This is a genomic window from Serratia sp. OLAL2, assembly GCF_002752475.1.
Taxonomy (GTDB): domain Bacteria; phylum Pseudomonadota; class Gammaproteobacteria; order Enterobacterales; family Enterobacteriaceae; genus Serratia; species Serratia bockelmannii.
In genome coordinates this window covers 494,951-514,698 of sequence record NZ_MSTL01000019.1, presented here as the reverse complement: position 1 = coordinate 514,698, position 19,748 = coordinate 494,951, and the positions used below count along the sequence as shown (strand labels likewise).

The following is a 19,748-nucleotide window of genomic DNA, read 5'->3' as shown; positions in this document are numbered from 1 at the left end:
CATCGCGGCGATGGGGCCAGGGGATCACGCCAGCGTGACGTCACCCTGCAACTGGCAACTGCAGGCCAGCACGTAGCCTTGCGCTATCTCTTCCGCGCTCAGCGTCATGGTGCTGGTGGTGGTGTAGTCGCCCTCGAGGATGCGGGTTTTGCACGAGCCGCACACCCCGGCGCGGCAGGCGGCGTTGACCGGCAGGGCATGGGCCTCCATCGCCGCCAGCAGCGTGCTGCCGACCGGCACGCGGAATTCGCGCAGCGGGCGCGCGGCGCGCAGCGTCAGTCCTTCGGTGGCGTCGGCCTGCGCCGTCGGCGTGTGGAACTGCTCTTTATGGAAATGCTCGGCCGGCACGCCGAGCCGGCGACAAAGCTGCTCCACCTGATCCATGTAGGGCGCAGGGCCGCAGGTCATCACCGTGCGTTCGGCGATATCCGGCGCCGCCTGCCGCAGCGTCTGTTCATCGATACGGCCGCTGAGGTAGCCGGGTTGCAGATCCTGCTCGGCCATCAGCGTCAGGCGCAGCTGCGGATGGGCGGCACACAGCGCGCGCCATTGATCGGCGAAAATCGTGTCGGCGGGGGTGCGTACGTTAAAGATCACGGCGATATCGCAGGCCGGACGGTTAGCGGTCAGCCAGCGGCACATCGAGACGATCGGCGTCACGCCGCAGCCGGCGGCCAGCATCAGATAACGATCGGCCGGGTGGCGCTCGCAGCTGAATTCGCCCTGCGCGTCGGACAGCCACAGCGTGTTGCCGGGCTTGACCTCTTGCGTCAGCCAGCGCGACCCGATGCCGTCCGGCAGGCAGCGCACGCTGATGCTGAGAAAGCGGCTCTGGCCAGGCGAGGAGGAGAGCGTATAGGCGCGCAACGTCTCCTCGCTGTTGCGAATGCTGACCAGCGCGAACTGGCCAGCCTGGTAAGGGTAGAAAACGTCGCAGATCAGGTTCAGCGTCCAGACGTCGGCGGTTTCACGCTGGATGGAATGCACCTGCATGCGGTTCGGGCAAAGCGGAGTGGGTTGAGTCATCGGGGCACCTCAAAAAACAAAGGGGCCGGCGCAGGCGGCCCCATAACGTAACGGCATCAGGCGAGCAGCGCTGCAATATCCTGCTCGACGGTGGTGATCGGACGCAGGCCGAATTTCTCGTTGAGGATCGCCATCAGGTTGTCGGTCAGGAAGCCCGGCGCGGTCGGGCCGGTGACGATGTTTTTCACCCCTAGCGACAGCAGAGTCAGCAGAATGACGATCGCCTTCTGTTCAAACCACGACAGCACCAGGCTGAGCGGTAGCTCGTTGACGCTGCAGCCGAGCGTATCCGCCAGCTTGACCGCCAGCATGATGGCGGAGTAGGCGTCGTTGCACTGGCCGACGTCCAGCAGGCGCGGCAACCCTTCTAGCGTGCCGAAGTCCAGCTTGTTGAAACGGTACTTGCCGCAGGCCAGCGTCATGATCAGGCAGTCTTGCGGCACGCTGCGGGCGAAGTCGGTGAAGTAGCTGCGCTCGTCGCGGCTGCCGTCGCAGCCGCCCACCAGGAAGACGTGGCGCAGTTTTTTCTGCGACACCAGGTCGATGACCGTGTCGGCGGCGTTCAGCAGCGTCTGGCGGCCGAAGCCAACGGTGATCAGGTGCTCAATCTCGGTGTAAGGGAAGCCGTTCATGCCCTGAGCCTGGCGGATCACGGCGCCGAAGTCGTCGCCTTCCAGATGGTTGACGCCCGGCCAGCCGACGATACTGCGGGTCCAGATGCGATCGCCGTAGTTGCCGACGTTAGGATCGATGATACAGTTGGAGGTCATCACGATCGGGCCGGGGAATTTGGCGAATTCCGTCTGCTGGTTCTGCCAGCCGCTGCCGTAGTTGCCCACCAGATGTTTGAATTTTTTCAGTTCCGGATAGCCGTGCGCCGGCAGCATTTCACCGTGGGTGTAGACGTTGACGTTTTGCCCTTCGGTTTGCTCGAGCAGCATGCGCAGATCTTTCAGATCGTGGCCGGAAATCAGAATGGCTTTCCCGGCCACCGGGCGCACGTTGACTGCGCTGGGCTGCGGATCGCCGTAGGCCTGGGTTTCACCGCGATCGAGGATCGCCATCACGTTGAAGTTCATCTTGCCGATGCCCATGGCGTTGTTCAGCAGGGTGTCGACGTCGCGCGGCTGGGTGCCGAGCAAGGCCATAAAGGCGTGGTAGTCGGCATAGAGTTGCTCGTCGAACTGGCCGAGCACGTGCGCGTGTTCCATATAGGCCGCTGCACCTTTTAGGCCGTACAGGCACAGCATGCGCAAACCGTGTACGTCGTCGCCGACCTCGGCCTTGTCGCTGTTGAGGGCAAACTGCGCCGCCTGCTGCAGCAGCGCAGGCATATCGTTGCCGGCCAGCTGTAGCGCCGCCATCGGGTGATCGACGCGCACGCCGGCATCCAGCAGCCGGCAACGGGCGGCCAGCGAGTCGCGCAGCAGCAGGGTTTCCCGCGCGTAGCCGATGATGCGCTGGGAGTCGAAGTTGACGTTGGTCAGGGTGGAGAAGAAGGCGCGCGGGGCGAAGCTGTCGATCTCGTGGTCGACGATGCCCAGCGAACGCGCCTGCAGCGCCCAGGCGGAGAGTCCCTGCAGCGCCGCCACCAGCAGATCCTGCAGATCGGAGGTTTCCGCCGTTTTTCCGCACATGCCCTGAGCATACGAGCAGCCGTTGCCTGCCGGGGTACGGATGGTTTGTTCACATTGCACACAGAACATAGTCGCTTCCTTTTATTTTTAAAGTTGCATTTATAATGCTTGTTTAAAAGCATAGATCGGCGATCGGGGTTGCAAAAGGCTTTTGTGCGACTACTGCGGGCAAGTTTGATTTAGCGCAATTTTGCCGTGCGGATGGGAATGATTACGCTTTGGGGGCCGGCCGGCCCCCAGGGGAAAGGATCAGGAGAACAGGGCGATCAGCACCGGCGCCAGCAGGCTCAGCAGGAAGCCGTGCACGATGGCGGGAGGCACCATGTCCAGCCCGCCGCTGCGCTGCAGCACCGGCAGGGTGAAGTCCATCGAGGTGGCGCCGCACAGGCCGAGGGCGGTGGAGCGGCTGCGGCGCACCAGCGTCGGGATCAGCATGATCGCCACCAGCTCGCGCGCCAGATCGTTGAAGAACGCGGCGCTGCCCATCACCGGGCCGTAGGCGTCGGTGATCAGAATGCCGGACAGCGAGTACCAGCCGAAACCGGAGGCCATCGCCAGCCCGGCCTTGATCGGCAACCCCAGCAGCTGCGCCGCCAGCGCGCCGCCGGCCAGCGACGCGACGGTCACCACCAACGCCACCAGCGTGCCGCGGCGGTTGAGCACGATCTGGCGCAGCGTCATGCCGCTGTTGCGCAGCTGAATGCCGACCAGCAACAGCAGGAAGATCAGCGCATATTCGCTGCCTTTATGGGCGAACTGCAGCCATTGCCACTGCGTCAGGCCGAGCAGGAAGCCGCCGAGCACCACGCCGCACAGCTTGAGCGACTCCAGCGCCATATGCACGCGCGAGGGCAGCTTTTCCTGTTTATGGCTGCTGCGCCACGGCATGCGCCGCTCCAGCAGCGCCAGCAACAGCAGATTGGCGCAGAGAATGCAGAAGAAGAATACCGCGCTGTACTGGAAGATCAGCACCAGGTTACTGCTGAGATCTTCCATAAACGCCAGGCTGATGCCCATGAAAAACAGGATCACGTACACCATCCAACTGAGCAGCCGGTTGATCAGCACCAGCAGCGGGCGATGGCGTAAGGGAATGAGGTAACCGACAATCAGCGGTAACAGAATAATCAACAGTCCTGAGTACATGGTGCAACGAGTGTCCTTGAGTTTTGATGCGCGCCGAACGGCGGCGAGGAGCACACGCTAACCAAAAGCCCGGCCGGAGTAAAGCGGCAGATTTGACGCTGGCCGCTTGACCTGCAAGGGGTTTTTTGACCATGCTCTGTGAAGGTCGCCTCATTGAAGAGGCGACGGCGCGCACGGGAGGCGGCGGATGTTCTTGGAGCGTATCGAAATTGTAGGTTTTCGCGGCATTAATCGGCTGTCCCTGATGCTGGACGACAACACGCTGTTGCTCGGCGAAAACGCCTGGGGTAAATCCAGCCTGCTGGATGCGCTGACGCTGCTGCTGGCGCCGGAGCAGAAGCTGTATCGGTTTGAAGCGCACGATTTCCATTTCCCCCCCGGTGAAGAGTCGGCCAAAGAGCGCCACCTGCAGGTGGTGTTCACCTTCTGCGAAAAAGACATCGGCCATGCGCACCTACCGCGTTATCGCCACCTGACGCCGCTGTGGGTCAAGGGCGAGGATGGCCTGAGCCGCATTCATTACCGCTGCGAGGGCGAGCTGGCCGACGACGGCACGGTGTGCACCTGGCGCGGTTTTCTCGACGCCGACGGCAATGCCTTTCAATTGCACCATATCGAACAGCTGGCCCACGCCATCATCCGCATTCATCCGGTACTGCGCCTGCGCGACGCGCGCTTTATTCGCCGCCTGCGCCCCAGAAGCCTCGGCGATGAACGCAAACCCGATACCCAGGCGCTGGCGCAGCAGTTGGATCAGCTGACGCGCGAGCTGGTGCGCAATCCGCAGAAGCTGACCAACGGCGAGCTGCGTCAGGGGCTGGCGGCGATGCAGCAGCTGCTGGAGCACTATTTTGCCGAGCAGAGTTCGCAGGTGGCGCGGCCACGCCGCCGCGGCGGTGAACCGGAGCAGGACGCCTGGCGTGCGCTGGACGGCATCAACCGCATGGTGGCCGAACCGAACAGCCGCAGCATGCGCCTGATCCTGCTCGGGATGTTTTCCACCCTGTTGCAGGCCAAGGGCGACGTCAAGCTGGATCCCCATGCCCGGCCGCTGCTGCTGGTGGAAGACCCGGAAACTCGCCTGCACCCGATCATGCTGTCGGTGGCCTGGGGGCTGCTCAATCAGCTGCCATTGCAGCGCATCACCACCACCAACTCCAGCGAACTGGTGTCGCTGGTGCCGGTGGAGCACGTCTGCCGGCTGGTGCGCGAGTCGGGCCGGGTCGCGACCTACCGTCTCGGGCCGCGCGGGCTGAGCGCCGAAGACGGGCGGCGCATCGCGTTTCACATCCGTTTCAACCGGCCGTCGTCGCTGTTCGCCCGCTGCTGGCTGCTGGTGGAAGGCGAAACCGAAGTGTGGCTGCTTAACGAGCTGGCGCGCCAGTGCGGCTACCATTTCGAGGCGGAAGGGGTGAGGGTCATCGAGTTCGCTCAGTGCGGCCTGAAGCCGCTGCTGCGCTTTGCCCGCCGCATGGGCATCGAGTGGCATGCGCTGGTGGACGGCGATGAGGCGGGCAAAAAGTACGCCAACACCGTACGCAGCCTGCTGGACAATCATGAAGACAACGAACGCGATCGGCTGACCGCGCTGCCGGCGCCGGACATGGAACACTTCATGTTCCGCGAAGGGTTCGCCCCGGTCTATCACCGAATGGCGTCGGTGCCGATCAACGCGCAGATGCCGGTGCGCAAGGTGATCCTGAAAGCGGTCCACCACTCGTCGAAGCCGGATCTGGCGATCGAGGTCGCGATGCAGGCCGGCGAATGGGGCACGGACTCGGTGCCGCCGCTGCTGAAGAAAATGTTCTCACGGGTGATCTGGCTGGCGCGCGGCCGGGCGGACTGACGGCCCGCCGGGCGTTATCGGGCGCAGAAATGCGCCGCCAATCCCTGTTCCAGCTCGTCCAGCAACTGATAGCGACGGCGATACTCGGCGCGCTTCTTGCTGGCGATCTCTTCGATCGGCTTGCGGGCGATGCGTTCGGGCAGCAGGAAATAGCCGCTGTCGAGCGGTTTGGCGCCCATCGACAGCCAGAACTGATCGTAATCGGCGTGCAGTTGATCCTTCTTCTTACTCTGGTAACGCCAGTTTTGATAGATATGGGTGGCATTGCCGACGGCTACGATCTGGCGGATGCCGAGGTGCCGCGCCAGCGTGCAAATACCTTCCAGCACCAGCCGTTTGGGGAACAGACCGTGGCACTCTTTGGTGGTGTGCTGGATCTCGGCGTGCGGCACCTCATGGTTCGCGCCCTGCAGGCCGCCGATGAACAGCGTCGGCTGCTGCTGATAATGCATCAGCGCAAAGGTGATCTCCGCCAGCATCACGCCGTTGGCGTTGCGCAGCAGCAGCGTGGCTTCCCCTTCCTTATTCAGTTTGTCGATCGCCGCCAGTTCCAGCGTGATCGGCGCTTCGTTTTTGCCCATCGCGCGGGCCAGCACGAAAGGCTGTGGGCCGAGGTGGCCGAGACGCATCTTTAGCGGCATGCGCTGCACGATGAGATCGTAATGATCGCGCAGGGCGAACAGGCATTCGATCTTGCTCATGTTGGCTGCCAGGTAGGGGCGATGCAGCTTGCACGGCAGGTTCGGCTGCGCGCTCAGGATCTCCTCCAGCAGCGGGTTGCTGGCCAGGGTGCTGAGCAGGCCGCTGGTGGTGCGCCAGTTGAGCAGCGAGCGGCCGAGAAACTTCAGGCGAAACGAGGTTTTTTTCCAGGCGTTGCTTGGCGCCTTTTCGCCATTGATCAGCGCCGTCATCAGTTGCCAGCCGTTAAGCGGCCGGGCGGAGGTGAGTGGGTAGCTGAGCTGTGACATGATGAAATCCTTGGCTGTGTTGAATGGCGCTATTTCATCAAGGCTTCACTAAACGAGAGTTCAATGCTGAACTGTAACCAGGCGTGTCTCCACATTGTGTTGAGCTAAGGTTTAGTTATTCCCTACGGTGCGTGCTAATTTAGCTCCGCCGCCGCAATGGGCGGTCGATATTCACAAGCACAGGCAGGTCAATTTTGACAGGGTTTAAAGGACACAAACGCCGCTGGATACTCGCACTGGCGGTGATTGCGGCGATTGCCGCGGCGGCCGTTTGGCACTTCCGCCATCCGGCGCCAACCGCTTTCAAAACGGTAAAGGTCACCAAGCGCGATCTGCAGCAGAACGTGTTGGCGACCGGCCAGCTGGACGCGGTGCGCAAGGTTGACGTCGGCGCGCAGGTCAGCGGGCAGTTGGAAAAGTTGTATGTCGAGATCGGCGACAAGGTGAAAAAAGGCCAGTTGCTGGGGGTTATCGATCCGCAACAGGCGCAGAACAGCATTCGCGAAGGCGAGGCGACGCTGCGCGAGCTGCATGCGCAGCTGCTGCAGGCACAGGCCGAGCAGCAATTGGCGGCGGTCACGCTGCAGCGCAACCAGGCACTGGCCAAACTGCAGGCGGTATCGCGTCAGGATCTGGATCAGGCAGCGACGCAGCTGGCGGTGAAGAAAGCGCAGGTGGGCACCATCAATGCGCAGATCGCCCGCAACCAGGCCAGCCTGGATACCGCCAAGATCAACCTGGCCTACACCCGCATCGAAGCCCCGATGGATGGCGACGTGGTGCAGATCACCACGCTGCAGGGCCAGACGGTGATCGCGGCGCAACAGGCGCCGAACATTCTGACGTTGGCGGATCTCGGCACCATGCTGGTGAAGGCGCAGGTCTCGGAGGCTGACGTCATTAACCTCAAGCCGGGTCAGAAGGCCTGGTTCACGGTGCTGGGCGATCCGACTCGGCGCTTCGACGGCGTGCTGAAAGACATTCAGCCGACGCCGGAAAAGGTCAATAATGCCATCTTCTATTATGCGCGTTTCGAAGTGCCCAACCCGGAAAGGCTGCTGCGCTTGCAAATGACGGCGCAGGTGCATATTCAGCTGGCCGGCGTCGAGCAGGCGCTGGTGATCCCGCTGGCGGCGTTGGGTGACCAGATCGCCGACAATCGCTACCACGTCTCGGTGCTGAAACAGGGCAAGGAAGAGAAGCGTGAGGTGGCTATCGGTCTGCGCAACAATATCGATGTGCAAATCCTCAGCGGGCTTGAGGCGGGCGATGAGGTGATTGTCAGCCGCGGCGGCGTGGAGGCCGGCTGATGGCGGCGCTGTTACAGCTGAGCGGCATTCGCCGCAGCTACCGTTCCGGCGAGCAGACGGTGGAGGTGCTGAAGGGGATCAGTCTGAGCATCGACGCCGGGGAAATGGTGGCGATCATGGGGGCCTCCGGCTCCGGCAAATCGACGCTGATGAACATTCTGGGCTGTCTGGACAAGCCGAGCGCCGGGGTCTATCGGGTGGCCGGACAGGATGTGGCGACGCTGAGCGACGATGCGCTGGCGCAGCTGCGGCGCGAACATTTTGGCTTTATTTTCCAGCGTTATCATCTGCTGCCGCACCTGAGTGCGGCGCATAACGTCGAGGTGCCGGCGGTGTACGCGGGGCTGGGCAAAGCGGCGCGGCGCGAACGGGCGGAGGCGCTGTTGCGGCGCCTGGGGTTGGGGGAGCGCGTTAACTACCGGCCGAGCCAGCTTTCCGGCGGCCAGCAGCAGCGCGTCAGTATCGCCCGCGCGTTGATGAACGGCGGGCAGGTGATCCTGGCGGATGAACCGACCGGCGCGCTCGACAGCCACTCCGGCGAAGAGGTGATGGCGATCCTCAAACAGCTGTGCGCCCAGGGCCACACGGTGATCCTGGTGACCCACGATCCAGCGGTGGCGCGCCAGGCTGAACGGATCATCGAGATCCGCGACGGCGAAATCATTGCCGACTCGCGTCCGGCGCCGCCGGAGGATACCCAGGCCAAGCCGCTGGCGCTGGCCGCCGCGGCGCCTTCCTGGCGGCAGATGGGCGGCCGCTTTCGCGAAGCGCTGGTGATGGCCTGGCGTGCGATGGCGGCCAACAAGATGCGCACCGCGCTGACCATGCTCGGCATCATTATCGGCATCGCCTCGGTGGTATCGATCCTGGTGATCGGCGACGCCGCCAAGCAGATGGTGCTGGCGGACATCAAATCGATCGGCACCAACACCGTCGACATTTACCCCGGCAAGGACTTCGGCGACGACGATCCAACCTACAGGCAATCGCTGAAATACGGCGATCTCGATGCGCTGCGCGAACAGCCGTATATCAGCGCGCTGTCGCCGAGCATCAGCAGCAGCATGCGGCTGCGGCTGGGTAACGTCGACGCGGCGGCCAATGTCAACGGCGTCAGCGAACAGTTCTTCCGCGTGTACGGTATGAGCTTTACCCAGGGCGTCGGCATCGATCCGCTGCAGGTGCAGTCTCAGGCGCAGACGGTGGTGATCGACGCCAATACCCAACGGCGGCTGTTCCCGCACCAGAAGAACGTAGTGGGCGAGGTGATCCTGGTGGGCAACATGCCGGCGACGGTGGTCGGTGTGGCCAAGGAGAAGCAGTCGATGTTCGGCAGCAGCAAGACGCTGAACGTGTGGGTGCCTTACAGCACCATGGCCAACCGGCTGATGGGCAACAATTATTTCGACTCGATCACCGTGCGCATTCGCGACGGCTACGACAGCAAGGAAGCGGAACAGCAGCTGTCACGCCTGTTGACGCTGCGCCACGGCAAAAAGGACTTCTTCACCTATAACATGGACAGCCTGGTGCAAACCGCAGAGAAAACCACCCGCACGCTGCAGCTGTTCCTGACGCTGGTGGCGGTGATTTCGCTGGTGGTCGGCGGCATCGGCGTGATGAACATCATGCTGGTGTCGGTGACCGAGCGCACGCGCGAGATTGGCATCCGCATGGCGGTGGGCGCCCGTTCCGGCGACGTGTTGCAGCAGTTCTTGATCGAGGCGGTGTTGGTCTGCCTGGTGGGGGGCGCGCTGGGGATTACGCTGTCGTTCGCCATCGGCCTGGCGGTGCAGCTGGTATTGCCGGGCTGGCAGATCAGCTTCCCGCCGGCGGCGTTGCTGAGCGCGTTCCTCTGTTCCACCGGTATCGGCGTGGTGTTCGGCTATCTGCCGGCGCGCAATGCCGCGCGGCTGAATCCGATCGATGCGCTGGCGCGCGAGTAAGTAAAAGGCATAAAAAATGCCAGTCACACGGCGGCTGGCATTTTTATCGCAGTCAGGGTCAATGCAGCGCGACGCTGCCGGAAGCGTTTAGGACAGCGCCTCGCTTTCCACCGGCACAATAAGACTGGCATGGTTCCCTTTTGGCCCTTGATGCACGTCGAAGCTGACCTGCTGGCCTGCCTTCAACGTTCTGTAACCATCCATCTTGATGGTGGAGTAATGCGCGAAAATATCTTCGCCACCGCCGGCTGGGCAGATGAAGCCAAAGCCTTTGGCGTTGTTAAACCATTTAACAGTACCCGTCTCCATGCTTTTACATCCCTCGCAACGCTATTTTAAGTGAGATGAATAACTGAATTCGCACCCGCCGTAGGCGGGTAGCAGGGTGGACAAGGGGTGGTTAAAAGACCACCAGCCACGAATTTACACTCTAGAGCAAATGATCGGGGCGTCAAGGGATCGGCTTTTGTCGGCGGGGAGCAGTTCACCAAAGTTTGAAGCAGGTAACGCTATTGCCACGATTCAGTCACAATTGGCCCGTTTTTTTGCGCACGTTACAGTGCGGCGGGACGATGCCGAAGATGATAAAATAGTAACTATCCCCACTTTGAATAACCGAAACCTGCCCCCATATCAGAGGGCAGAGCAGAGAAGATGAGCAGCGATGGGCAATAACAACGACTGGCTAAATTTTGAACACTTGGCCGAAGAAAAACAAATCGATGCGGTAAAACCGCCGTCTATGTATAAAGTTATACTTAACAACGACGATTACACACCGATGGAATTTGTGATTGACGTTCTGCAAAAGTTCTTTTCTTATGATATTGAACGCGCAACGCAACTGATGCTCACGGTCCACTATCAAGGCAAGGCGATCTGTGGTGTTTTTACCGCCGAGGTGGCGGAAACCAAAGTCGTCCATGTGAACCGGTACGCAAGGGAGAACGAGCATCCGTTGCTTTGTACGCTGGAAAAAGCCTGAATAAGGCAATCTATTGGGGAGGTGCTTATGCTCAATCAAGAACTGGAACTCAGTCTCAACATGGCTTTCGCCAGGGCGCGTGAGCACAGACACGAGTTTATGACCGTGGAGCACCTGTTGCTGGCGTTGCTGAGCAACCCTGCCGCGCGAGAAGCGCTTGAGGCATGTACGGTGGATCTGGCCGCGTTGCGCCAGGAGCTGGAAGCCTTCATCGAACAAACCACACCGACGCTGCCCGCCGGCGAAGAAGAGCGCGACACTCAGCCGACGCTCAGCTTCCAGCGCGTGTTGCAGCGTGCGGTCTTCCATGTGCAATCTTCCGGCCGCAGTGAAGTGTCCGGCGCCAACGTGTTGGTGGCCATCTTCAGCGAGCAGGAGTCGCAGGCGGCCTATCTGCTGCGCAAGCACGACGTCAGCCGTCTCGACGTGGTGAACTTCATTTCACATGGCACGCGTAAAGACGAGCCGGGCCAAGCGCCGAATGCGGAAAACCCGGTGAACGAAGAGCAGTCCGGAGGGGAAGACCGTATGGAAAACTTCACCACCAACCTCAATCAGTTGGCCCGTGTGGGCGGCATCGATCCGTTGATCGGCCGCGATCGTGAGCTGGAGCGCGCGATTCAGGTGCTGTGCCGTCGTCGTAAAAACAACCCGCTGTTGGTCGGCGAATCCGGCGTGGGCAAGACCGCCATCGCCGAAGGCCTGGCCTGGCGTATCGTGCAGGGCGACGTGCCGGAAGTGATGGCGGACTGCACGCTGTATTCGCTGGATATCGGTTCACTGCTGGCCGGCACCAAATACCGCGGCGACTTCGAGAAACGCTTCAAGGCGCTGCTCAAGCAGCTGGAACAGGATCAGAACAGCATCCTGTTCATCGATGAAATTCACACCATCATCGGCGCCGGTGCGGCTTCCGGCGGGCAAGTGGATGCTGCCAACCTGATCAAACCGCTGCTGTCGAGCGGCAAGATCCGGGTGATCGGCTCGACCACCTACCAGGAGTTCAGCAACATCTTCGAAAAGGATCGCGCTTTGGCGCGCCGTTTCCAGAAGATCGATATCACCGAACCGACGGCGGAAGAGACCGTTCAGATCATCAACGGCCTGAAGACCAAGTATGAAGCGCACCACGACGTGCGTTATACCGCCAAGGCGATCCGCGCCGCGGTGGAGCTGTCGGTGAAATACATCAACGATCGTCATCTGCCGGACAAAGCGATCGACGTGATCGACGAGGCGGGCGCCCGCAGCCGACTGATGCCGGCCAGCAAACGCAAGAAAACCGTCAACGTGGCCGATATCGAATCCGTGGTGGCGCGCATCGCTCGTATCCCGGAGAAAACCGTGTCGGCCAGCGATCGCGACGTGCTGAGAAACCTGGGCGATCGCTTGAAGATGCTGGTATTCGGTCAGGATCAGGCGATCGAAGCGCTGACGGAAGCCATCAAGATGAGCCGCGCCGGTCTGGGCCACGAACGCAAGCCGGTCGGTTCCTTCCTGTTCGCCGGGCCGACCGGGGTCGGGAAAACCGAGGTCACCGTACAGTTGGCCAAGGCGATGGATATCGAGCTGCTGCGTTTCGACATGTCCGAGTACATGGAGCGGCATACCGTCAGCCGTCTGATCGGCGCGCCTCCGGGCTATGTCGGTTACGATCAGGGCGGGCTGCTGACCGATGCGGTGATCAAGCATCCGCATGCGGTAGTGCTGCTCGATGAGATCGAGAAGGCGCACCCGGACGTGTTCAACCTGCTGCTGCAGGTGATGGACAACGGCACGCTGACCGACAACAACGGCCGCAAGGCGGACTTCCGCAATGTGATCCTGGTGATGACCACCAACGCCGGGGTGCGGGAAACCGAACGCAAATCGATCGGTCTGGTGCAGCAGGACAACAGCACCGACGCGATGGAAGAGATCAAGAAGGTGTTTACGCCAGAGTTCCGCAACCGTCTGGACAACATCATCTGGTTCAACCATCTGTCTACCGAGGTGATCCAGCAGGTGGTCGACAAGTTTATCGTCGAACTGCAGGCGCAGCTGGATGCGAAGGGCGTCTCGCTGGAAGTGAGCGACGAAGCACGCGACTGGCTGTCGGTGAAGGGCTACGACCGTGCGATGGGCGCTCGTCCGATGGCGCGCGTCATGCAGGAAAACCTGAAGAAACCGTTGGCCAACGAGCTGCTGTTCGGTTCGCTGGTGGACGGCGGTTCCGTGAAGGTCGAGCTGGACAAGGACAAGAAACAGCTGACCTACCACTTCCTCAGTGCCGCCAAGCGCAAGGCGGACGAGGGTGCGGTGCATTAAGGCCGCTTCAGGCAAAGAAAAAGCGATGCTTCGGCATCGCTTTTTTTTTATGGGTGAGATTCACCTTACAACAGAAACGAGTGAGCCCTCTCAGTTTACCTGCGCACCTGCAACCCGTTGTGTAACGTCGCTGCGGGGGTAAACGGAAAGGGCTCCCGAGGGATTACATCCTCGATGCCGCCAGCATGTGGCGCGCGGTGAGCCGATTAACGGCTACGGAAGACAATGCGGCCTTTGCTCAGGTCGTACGGGGTCAGCTCTACAGTGACTTTGTCGCCCGTCAGGATGCGGATATAGTTTTTACGCATTTTACCGGAGATGTGTGCGGTTACCACGTGCCCGTTTTCCAATTCAACGCGGAACATGGTGTTCGGCAGCGTATCAAGAACGGTGCCCTGCATTTCAATATTGTCTTCTTTGGCCATCGAATCCTCTAGGTCTAACTACCTTAGTTTTTAACCGGCAAGATAATGCCGAAAAACCCCCATTATGTAAAGATGTGTCGGTGAACATTGCACCGTTTCCATCAATTAGTTTACTGGAGAGGGCGGTTCAACCGGCTGTGGGGATATGACTTGCGGCGCCCAGCACGCCGACGTCAAAGGCCGCCGTTGAAGGGTGCTGAGCTGCTGCAAAAATTGACGGCGCGGAATTTCACGCGCGCCAAGGCGGGCAGTGTGAGCGTTCAGCACCTGGCAGTCAATCAATTCCCCGCCATAAGCGGCAAAATGGCGGCAAAAGGCCATCAATGCGCATTTTGAGGCGTTGGTGACGCGGCTGAACATCGATTCGCCGCAGAACAACGCGCCCTGCGCCACGCCGTACATGCCGCCGACCAGTTGATCATCCTGCCATACTTCCACCGAGTGTGCGTAGCCGAGGCGATGCAGATGCTGATAGGCACGCTGTACCTCCGGGCCGATCCAGGTGCCTTCATCCGGCCGGTGGGCGCAGGCGGCAATCACCGTGGCGAAATCGTGATTGAGCGTGATGCGAAACGGATCGTGGCGCAAAAAGCGTTTCAGACTGCGGTTGAGATGAAATTCGGCAGGGAACAGCACCGCACGCGGATCGGGTGACCACCACAGAATCGCTTCCCCCGGCGAGTACCAGGGGAAGATGCCGCGCTCGTAGGCTGCCAACAGTCGCGGCGCCGTGAGGTCGCCGCCGATCGCCAGCAGGCCGTTGGGATCGCGCAGGGCGCCCTCAGGCGAGGGAAACGCCAGCGACTGGGGGGAAAGCTTAACGATGCGCATACAAGGTCTCTGCGTCCTCTACGGGCCGATTACGGCGCCAGGTTGCTGATACGGTTGCGAAAGCGTGCATAGCGGCCCTGCTGGCGCATCAGGGTGGCGTGATCGCCCTGTTCGACAATTTGGCCGTCATCCATTACGCAAATGCGGTCGAGATGTTCCAGGCCGTACAAACGGTGCGTCACCAGGATCAGCGTCTTGCCCTGACAATGCCGGCGCAGCAGCGCCAGGATCTGCTGTTCGGTTTCGGCGTCCAGCCCTTCGGTCGGTTCGTCAAGCAGCAGCAGCGGGGCCGGATGCAGCAGCGCGCGGGCGATACCCAGTCGGCGCTGTTCGCCGCCGGACAGCTGCCGGCCGCCTTCGCCCAACCAGGCGTTCAGCCCGCCGTCGCTGTCCAGCAATTTGCCCAGCCCAACCTGCTGCAGTACGTCACTCAGGCGAGCGTCGTCGGCATTCGGTGCGGCCAACCGCAGGTTTTCCCGCAGCGTATCGCTGAAGATATGCACTCGCTGGCTGACGACCGTGGTCATCCGACGCAGCGTGGTTTCATCATAATCCTCCAGCGGTTCGCCGTTGAGCAGAATTTTGCCGCCGTCGGTGCGCCAGGCGCGGGTCAGCAGCTGCAGCAGGGTGGACTTGCCGCAGCCGGTGCGGCCGAGCAAGGCGATGTGTTCGCCGGCCGCGACCTCGAGCGTGACGTCGCGCAGCACCGGCTGCGGCTGATCGGGATAGGTGAAACTCAGCTGCTGCAGGCTGAGCTGAGCGCGATCGGCCGCGGCCGGGCTGACGGCAGGGAAGGTGACCTCCGGCTGACGATCGATGATCTGTTTGACCCGCGTGGCGGAGGCGATCACCTGGCCGAGGTGCTGGAAGGCACCGGCGACCGGCATCAGCGCTTCGAACGACGCCAGTGCGGCGAAGACAAACAGCGCGATCAGGGCTCCGGGCTGGGTATCGCCGCCGATGCCGGCGGCGGTCAGCCACAGCAGCAGCGTCACCGTCAGACCGCTGGCGAGGATCATCAGCGCCTGCGCCTTGCCGCTCAGCGAGGCCTGCTGCCACTGGCGGCGTTGCCACAGCAGTTCGGTGGCGTTCAGCGTCTGGCGGAAGTCGTTGACGGCGCCGAACACCACCAGCTCCGCCTGCCCCTGCAGCCAGGCGGTCAGGTCGGTACGGTATTGGCCGCGCAGCGCGGTGAGTTGGCCGCCGATCGGTTTGCCGGCGCGGTAGAACACCGGCGGCACCAGCAGCAACAGCAGCAACAGAATGCCGCCCAACGTCAGGGCGAGCGCAGGATCCAGCCAGCTCAGGCCGTAGGTGACCACCAGGATCACCACCGCCGCGCTGATCAGCGGCGAGATCACCCGCAGATAAAGGTGATCCAGCGTGTCCACGTCCGCCACCAGGCGGTTGAGCAGGTCGGCCTGGCGAAAGCGAGCGATGCCGCCCGGCGCCAACGGCAGGATCTTGCTGAAGGTGAACACTCGCAAGTGCGACAGCACGCGGAAGGTGGCGTCGTGACTGACCACGCGCTCGGCGTAGCGCCCGGCGGTGCGGAAGATCGCCGCGCCGCGCACGCCGGCGGCCGGCAGCATGTAGTTGAAGGTCAGCAGGCCCGCCAATCCGGCCAGCGAAGAGGCGGCCAGGAACCAGCCGGAAAGCGCCAGCAGGCCGATGCTGGCCAGCAGGGTGACGATCGCCAAAAGGATGCCCAGGCTAATCAGCAGGCTATGGCGGCGATACAACGCCAAAAACGGCAGCAAAACGCGCATGATTAAAGCTCCCCGCGGCGATGGGCGATCAGAGTGGCGAACAGGCCCGGCTGGGCGCTGAGGGTGGCGTAATCGCCCTGTTGCACGATGCGCCCGTTATCCATCACCCAGATCTGATCGTAGTCTTCGGTGTCTTCCAACTGGTGCGTGACCAGTAGGGTGGTTTGCTGATGCGAAGCGGCATTCAACGCCTGCATCACCCGTTGTTCGCTGTGGGCATCGAGACTGGCGGCCGGTTCATCCAGCAGCAGCAGCAAGCGGCGCGGGCCGATCAGCGCCCGGGCGACCGCCACGCGCTGCGCCTGGCCGACCGACAGGCGGGCGGCGTTGTCGCCCACTTCGGTGTCGAGCCCCTGCGGCAGATACGGCAACAGTTCGCTGACGTAGGCGAGTTCCACCGCCTGCTGCAGCTGCGCTTCGTCGGCCTGCGGGCAGCCCAGCAGGATATTGGCGCGCAAGGTTTGCGCCGGCAGGTGTGGGTTCTGACCGACCCAGCTCAGCTGTTGCCTCCAGTTTTCTGCGGACAGTTCACGCAGCTCGATGCCGTTGACGGTCAACGAGCCGCGGTAGGGCAGGAAGCCGAGCAGCAGATTGAGCAGCGAGCTTTTGCCGGCGCCGCTCAGCCCGACCAGCGCTACGCGCTGCTGCGGTTGCAGGGTGAAACTCAGCGGCCCGGCCAGCAGTACGCCGTTCGGCGACAGGATTTCCAATGCGTTCGCCTGCAGCGTCAGCGGTTGATCGGCGGGCAGTTGCCGCGTGCCGTTGCCCATCTGCTCGCCTTCGGCGCTGAGGAAGGTTTCCAGCGCTTCCGCCGCGCCGACCGCCTGCGCCTTGGCATGGTAGAAGGTGCCGAGATCGCGCAGCGGTTGGAAAAACTCCGGCGCCAGAATCAGCACCAGAAAACCGGAAAACAGCGTTACGCCGAGGCCGTAGCTGCCGAAGTTGAGTTCGCCGAGGTAAGAAAAGCCGAAGTACACCGCCACCACGGCGATGGAAATCGAAGCGAAGAACTCCAGCACGCCGGAAGAGAGGAAGGCCATACGCAGCACTTCCATGGTGCGGCTGCGGAAGTCTTCGGAGGATTTGGCGATCTGCGCCGTTTCGGCCTGCGCGCGGTCGAACAACCGCAGGGTGTCCAGGCCGCGCAGGCGGTCGAGGAAGTTGCCGCTCAATCGCGCCAGCGCCACGAAGTTGCGGCGGTTGGCATCGGCGGCTCCCATGCCGACCAGCGCCATGAACAGCGGGATCAGCGGCGCGGTCGCCAGCAAAATGATGCCTGCGGCCCAATTGATCGGGAAGACGGCGATCAGGATCAGCAGCGGGATGAAGACTGCCAGATACATCTGCGGCAGATAGCGCGAGTAATAGTCCTGCATATCCTCGATCTGCTCGACGATGATGCTGGCCCAACTGCCCGCCGGTTTGCCCTGGATCCAGGCCGGGCCGAGCTGCTGCAGTTTATCCAGCACCTGCTGGCGCATGCGCTGACGGATCACCTGGCCACACAGGAAACCGATCCGTTCCCGCAGCCAGCTCAACAGCGCCCGCAATGCGAACGCGACGGCCAGCCAGATAAACGAAGGGATCAGCTGTTCGCGCGGGGTATGTTCGATGATCAGGGCGTGCAGCAGGCTGGCCAGCAGCCACGCCTGCGCCACGATCAGCAGGCCGCTGAACAGCCCCAACAGCATGGAAAGGCGCAGCCAACGCTGCGCCAACGAACTCTGGGTTTTAAGCCAACGGGTTAACTGTTGCTGTCTGTTTTTTTTCATCAGATATGCGTCTGCGTCGCCGGTGCCCGTTTGTTACAGGCTGGGTTAACGTACTGTTAAATAATAGTGTTTGGCGCAATCGGCGACAAACAAGCGAGGTCCCATGTTACCTCGTCACCCGGCAGACTGAAAATAATAAAGCGGCCAAATGTGGCTATAACAGACGCGTTACCGACTATTTGACTTGCTCACTCGTGGCCTCGGCTTCCAGAGCGGCGCGCACCGACGCTCGCTCTGCGATCCGCGTCACATAATGCTGGAGCGGTGGCCACTCGCTCAGCGAAATCTCGAAGCGCGCCATCCAGCGCAACACGGTAAACAGATAAGCGTCAGCGACGCTGAAATACGTTCCCAATAGGTAAGTTTGTTGTGCCAACGCTTGTGCGAGATAACCCAATCGCCGTCTCAACTTGTCGCGCAGCAACGCCTTGGCATCTTCGGGCAGGGCATCATTGAACAAGGGGGCGGCACCGGCATGGATCTCGCTGGTGATGAAATTAAGCCATTCCTGCAGCCTTACCCGCTCAAAGGCCGTCGGTGGCGGTGCCAGCCGGCTCTCTGGGCGCTGGTCGGCGAGGTATTGAACGATGGCGGGGCCTTCGGTGATCACGTTGCCGTCGTCCAGCTGCAGGGCGGCGACGTAACCTTTTGGGTTGATGCGATAGAAATTCTCACCGTCGGCGCAGCGCTTGCTGCGATTGTTTACCCTGACCAGGGTGAAAGGGATCGCTAATTCCCGCAGGACGATATGTGGGGCCAGCGAGCAGGCATCGGGAGCAAAATACAGCTTCATGCTATTTCCTTGTGGGTCAATGAGAGCGCTTGCCACAGCATGCCGACGCGGATGCCGGTGGGAAAATGGAAATTTCAGAAAGCCGCTATTAGCTCAGCGACTGGCCAGGGTTTGCTCCTGTTCGCGCAGATAATTCAGCAGGGTTTGGACGGGCGGTAGGGCCGCCGCCTCGGATGAGCAGGCCAGGCCGAAACGACGATAAACCGGCGCAACGAGCGGCAGAGCGCAAACTCCGAGCGCATCGGGCGGGATCACCGACGCGGGCATCAGCGCAACGCCCGTGCCTTCTCTGACCAGCGTCAACGCCGTTTGCCAGTCGCTGACGGTGGCGCGGATATCGGCCAGCGCCAGGCCCGACTGCTGCGCCAAACTTTGCGCATTCACATCACATCCGCCGGTCGCCAGGATGAAAGGCAGCCGGAACAGGGCATCGAGTGCCACCGGCCACCGTTCTCGCGCCAGCGGGTGCGCGCTGGGCACGACCGCCAACCAGGTGTCTTCCCCCAAAGGGAAACACAGCCGCTCCGGTGCCGGATTGAGCACCACGCCGATGTCTGCCGTTGCCGATGTTAACCAGCTCTCCCCTTCGTGGTCGGTGCCCTCGAGCGTAATCAGCTCAATGTCGGGATACAGACGGCGAAACTTGCGCAGCAGCGGCGGCAACAGCTTGCTAAATGCCGACGGGAAACTGGCCAGGCGTATTTTGCCCGCGTGCGCGTTACCGGCTTGCTGCGCGCATTGTTGAATGGCCCGCAGTCCTTCCAACATCGTGCGGGCATGGGCGACGATCTGTAGGCCGCTTTGGGTCAGGACGACATTGTGTGGCTGGCGCACCAAAAGCCGGGTGCTCAGCATCGTCTCCAGTTGAGCGATGGCCTGGCTGGCGGCAGACTGCGTCATGCCGCAGAGCGCCGCAGCCTGAGTGATGGTGCCGTTGTCGGCGACGGCAACCAGCAGGCGCCAGTGAAGAAGATTATGCATCGGCGT

16 protein-coding genes are annotated in these 19,748 nt (G+C 61.8%); 5 read left to right on the top strand and 11 right to left on the bottom strand.

Features of this window, described 5'->3' with window-relative positions:
• Positions 1 to 24: 24 nt before the first annotated feature.
• The 3 genes from hcr to BVU99_RS19785 form a co-directional block, all read right to left on the bottom strand.
• A complete protein-coding gene (hcr, locus tag BVU99_RS19795) occupies positions 25 to 1,026 on the bottom strand; it encodes an NADH oxidoreductase (protein WP_099817609.1) in 1,002 nt (333 codons plus the stop codon).
• 56 nt (positions 1,027 to 1,082) lie between these two features.
• On the bottom strand, positions 1,083 to 2,732 hold the full coding sequence (hcp, locus tag BVU99_RS19790) for a hydroxylamine reductase (RefSeq protein ID WP_099817608.1): 1,650 nt from the start codon (positions 2,730 to 2,732) through the stop codon (positions 1,083 to 1,085).
• A gap of 180 nt (positions 2,733 to 2,912) precedes the next feature.
• Positions 2,913 to 3,809 carry a lysine exporter LysO family protein gene (locus BVU99_RS19785; RefSeq protein WP_025302256.1) on the bottom strand — a complete coding sequence of 299 codons (897 nt, stop codon included), beginning with the start codon at positions 3,807 to 3,809 and terminating at the stop codon, positions 2,913 to 2,915.
• A gap of 187 nt (positions 3,810 to 3,996) precedes the next feature.
• On the opposite strand from BVU99_RS19785, the gene BVU99_RS19780 reads away from it, so the two are divergent.
• Positions 3,997 to 5,655 carry an ATP-dependent endonuclease gene (locus tag BVU99_RS19780; RefSeq protein WP_099817607.1) on the top strand — a complete coding sequence of 553 codons (1,659 nt, stop codon included), beginning with the start codon at positions 3,997 to 3,999 and terminating at the stop codon, positions 5,653 to 5,655.
• A 14-nt stretch (positions 5,656 to 5,669) separates the two neighbouring features.
• Here BVU99_RS19780 and BVU99_RS19775 read toward each other — a convergent pair whose 3' ends face one another.
• Positions 5,670 to 6,623 carry a VirK/YbjX family protein gene (locus BVU99_RS19775; RefSeq protein ID WP_099817606.1) on the bottom strand — a complete coding sequence of 318 codons (954 nt, stop codon included), beginning with the start codon at positions 6,621 to 6,623 and terminating at the stop codon, positions 5,670 to 5,672.
• 194 nt (positions 6,624 to 6,817) lie between these two features.
• Here BVU99_RS19775 and macA point away from each other — a divergent pair, with 194 nt between their 5' ends.
• Positions 6,818 to 7,933 carry a macrolide transporter subunit MacA gene (gene macA / locus BVU99_RS19770; protein ID WP_025302259.1) on the top strand — a complete coding sequence of 372 codons (1,116 nt, stop codon included), beginning with the start codon at positions 6,818 to 6,820 and terminating at the stop codon, positions 7,931 to 7,933.
• On the top strand, positions 7,933 to 9,879 hold the full coding sequence (macB, locus tag BVU99_RS19765) for a macrolide ABC transporter ATP-binding protein/permease MacB (protein WP_099817605.1): 1,947 nt from the start codon (positions 7,933 to 7,935) through the stop codon (positions 9,877 to 9,879). The genes macA and macB overlap by 1 nt, the downstream gene beginning before the upstream one ends.
• An 87-nt stretch (positions 9,880 to 9,966) precedes the next feature.
• On the opposite strand, the gene cspD is transcribed toward macB, so the two are convergent.
• Complete coding sequence (gene cspD / locus BVU99_RS19760) at positions 9,967 to 10,188, bottom strand: cold shock-like protein CspD (RefSeq protein ID WP_004928349.1); 222 nt, start codon at positions 10,186 to 10,188, stop codon at positions 9,967 to 9,969.
• Positions 10,189 to 10,543: 355 nt separating this feature from the next.
• On the opposite strand from cspD, the gene clpS reads away from it, so the two are divergent.
• Positions 10,544 to 10,864, top strand: a complete 321-nt coding sequence (gene clpS, locus BVU99_RS19755; RefSeq protein ID WP_004928347.1) for an ATP-dependent Clp protease adapter ClpS — start codon at positions 10,544 to 10,546, stop codon at positions 10,862 to 10,864.
• 27 nt (positions 10,865 to 10,891) lie between these two features.
• The gene (gene clpA / locus BVU99_RS19750; protein WP_025302261.1) at positions 10,892 to 13,171 is read left to right on the top strand and encodes an ATP-dependent Clp protease ATP-binding subunit ClpA; all 2,280 of its coding nucleotides are present in this window, start codon (positions 10,892 to 10,894) and stop codon (positions 13,169 to 13,171) included.
• Between the two features lie 206 nt (positions 13,172 to 13,377).
• On the opposite strand, the gene infA is transcribed toward clpA, so the two are convergent.
• The 6 genes from infA to BVU99_RS19720 form a co-directional block, all read right to left on the bottom strand.
• The gene (infA, locus tag BVU99_RS19745) at positions 13,378 to 13,596 is read right to left on the bottom strand and encodes a translation initiation factor IF-1 (RefSeq protein ID WP_002211347.1); all 219 of its coding nucleotides are present in this window, start codon (positions 13,594 to 13,596) and stop codon (positions 13,378 to 13,380) included.
• A gap of 105 nt (positions 13,597 to 13,701) precedes the next feature.
• Complete coding sequence (gene aat / locus BVU99_RS19740) at positions 13,702 to 14,427, bottom strand: leucyl/phenylalanyl-tRNA--protein transferase (protein WP_060432809.1); 726 nt, start codon at positions 14,425 to 14,427, stop codon at positions 13,702 to 13,704.
• Between the two features lie 29 nt (positions 14,428 to 14,456).
• On the bottom strand, positions 14,457 to 16,196 hold the full coding sequence (gene cydC / locus BVU99_RS19735) for a cysteine/glutathione ABC transporter ATP-binding protein/permease CydC (protein WP_099817604.1): 1,740 nt from the start codon (positions 16,194 to 16,196) through the stop codon (positions 14,457 to 14,459).
• 2 nt (positions 16,197 to 16,198) lie between these two features.
• Positions 16,199 to 17,968: a cysteine/glutathione ABC transporter permease/ATP-binding protein CydD gene (cydD, locus tag BVU99_RS19730; RefSeq protein WP_099817603.1), complete on the bottom strand. Its 1,770-nt coding sequence runs from the start codon at positions 17,966 to 17,968 to the stop codon at positions 16,199 to 16,201.
• Between the two features lie 175 nt (positions 17,969 to 18,143).
• Entirely contained in the window at positions 18,144 to 18,761 is a 618-nt protein-coding gene (gstA, locus tag BVU99_RS19725) for a glutathione transferase GstA (protein ID WP_099817602.1), read from the bottom strand.
• A gap of 93 nt (positions 18,762 to 18,854) precedes the next feature.
• Entirely contained in the window at positions 18,855 to 19,742 is an 888-nt protein-coding gene (locus BVU99_RS19720) for a LysR family transcriptional regulator (protein WP_099817601.1), read from the bottom strand.
• Positions 19,743 to 19,748 lie beyond the last annotated feature (6 nt).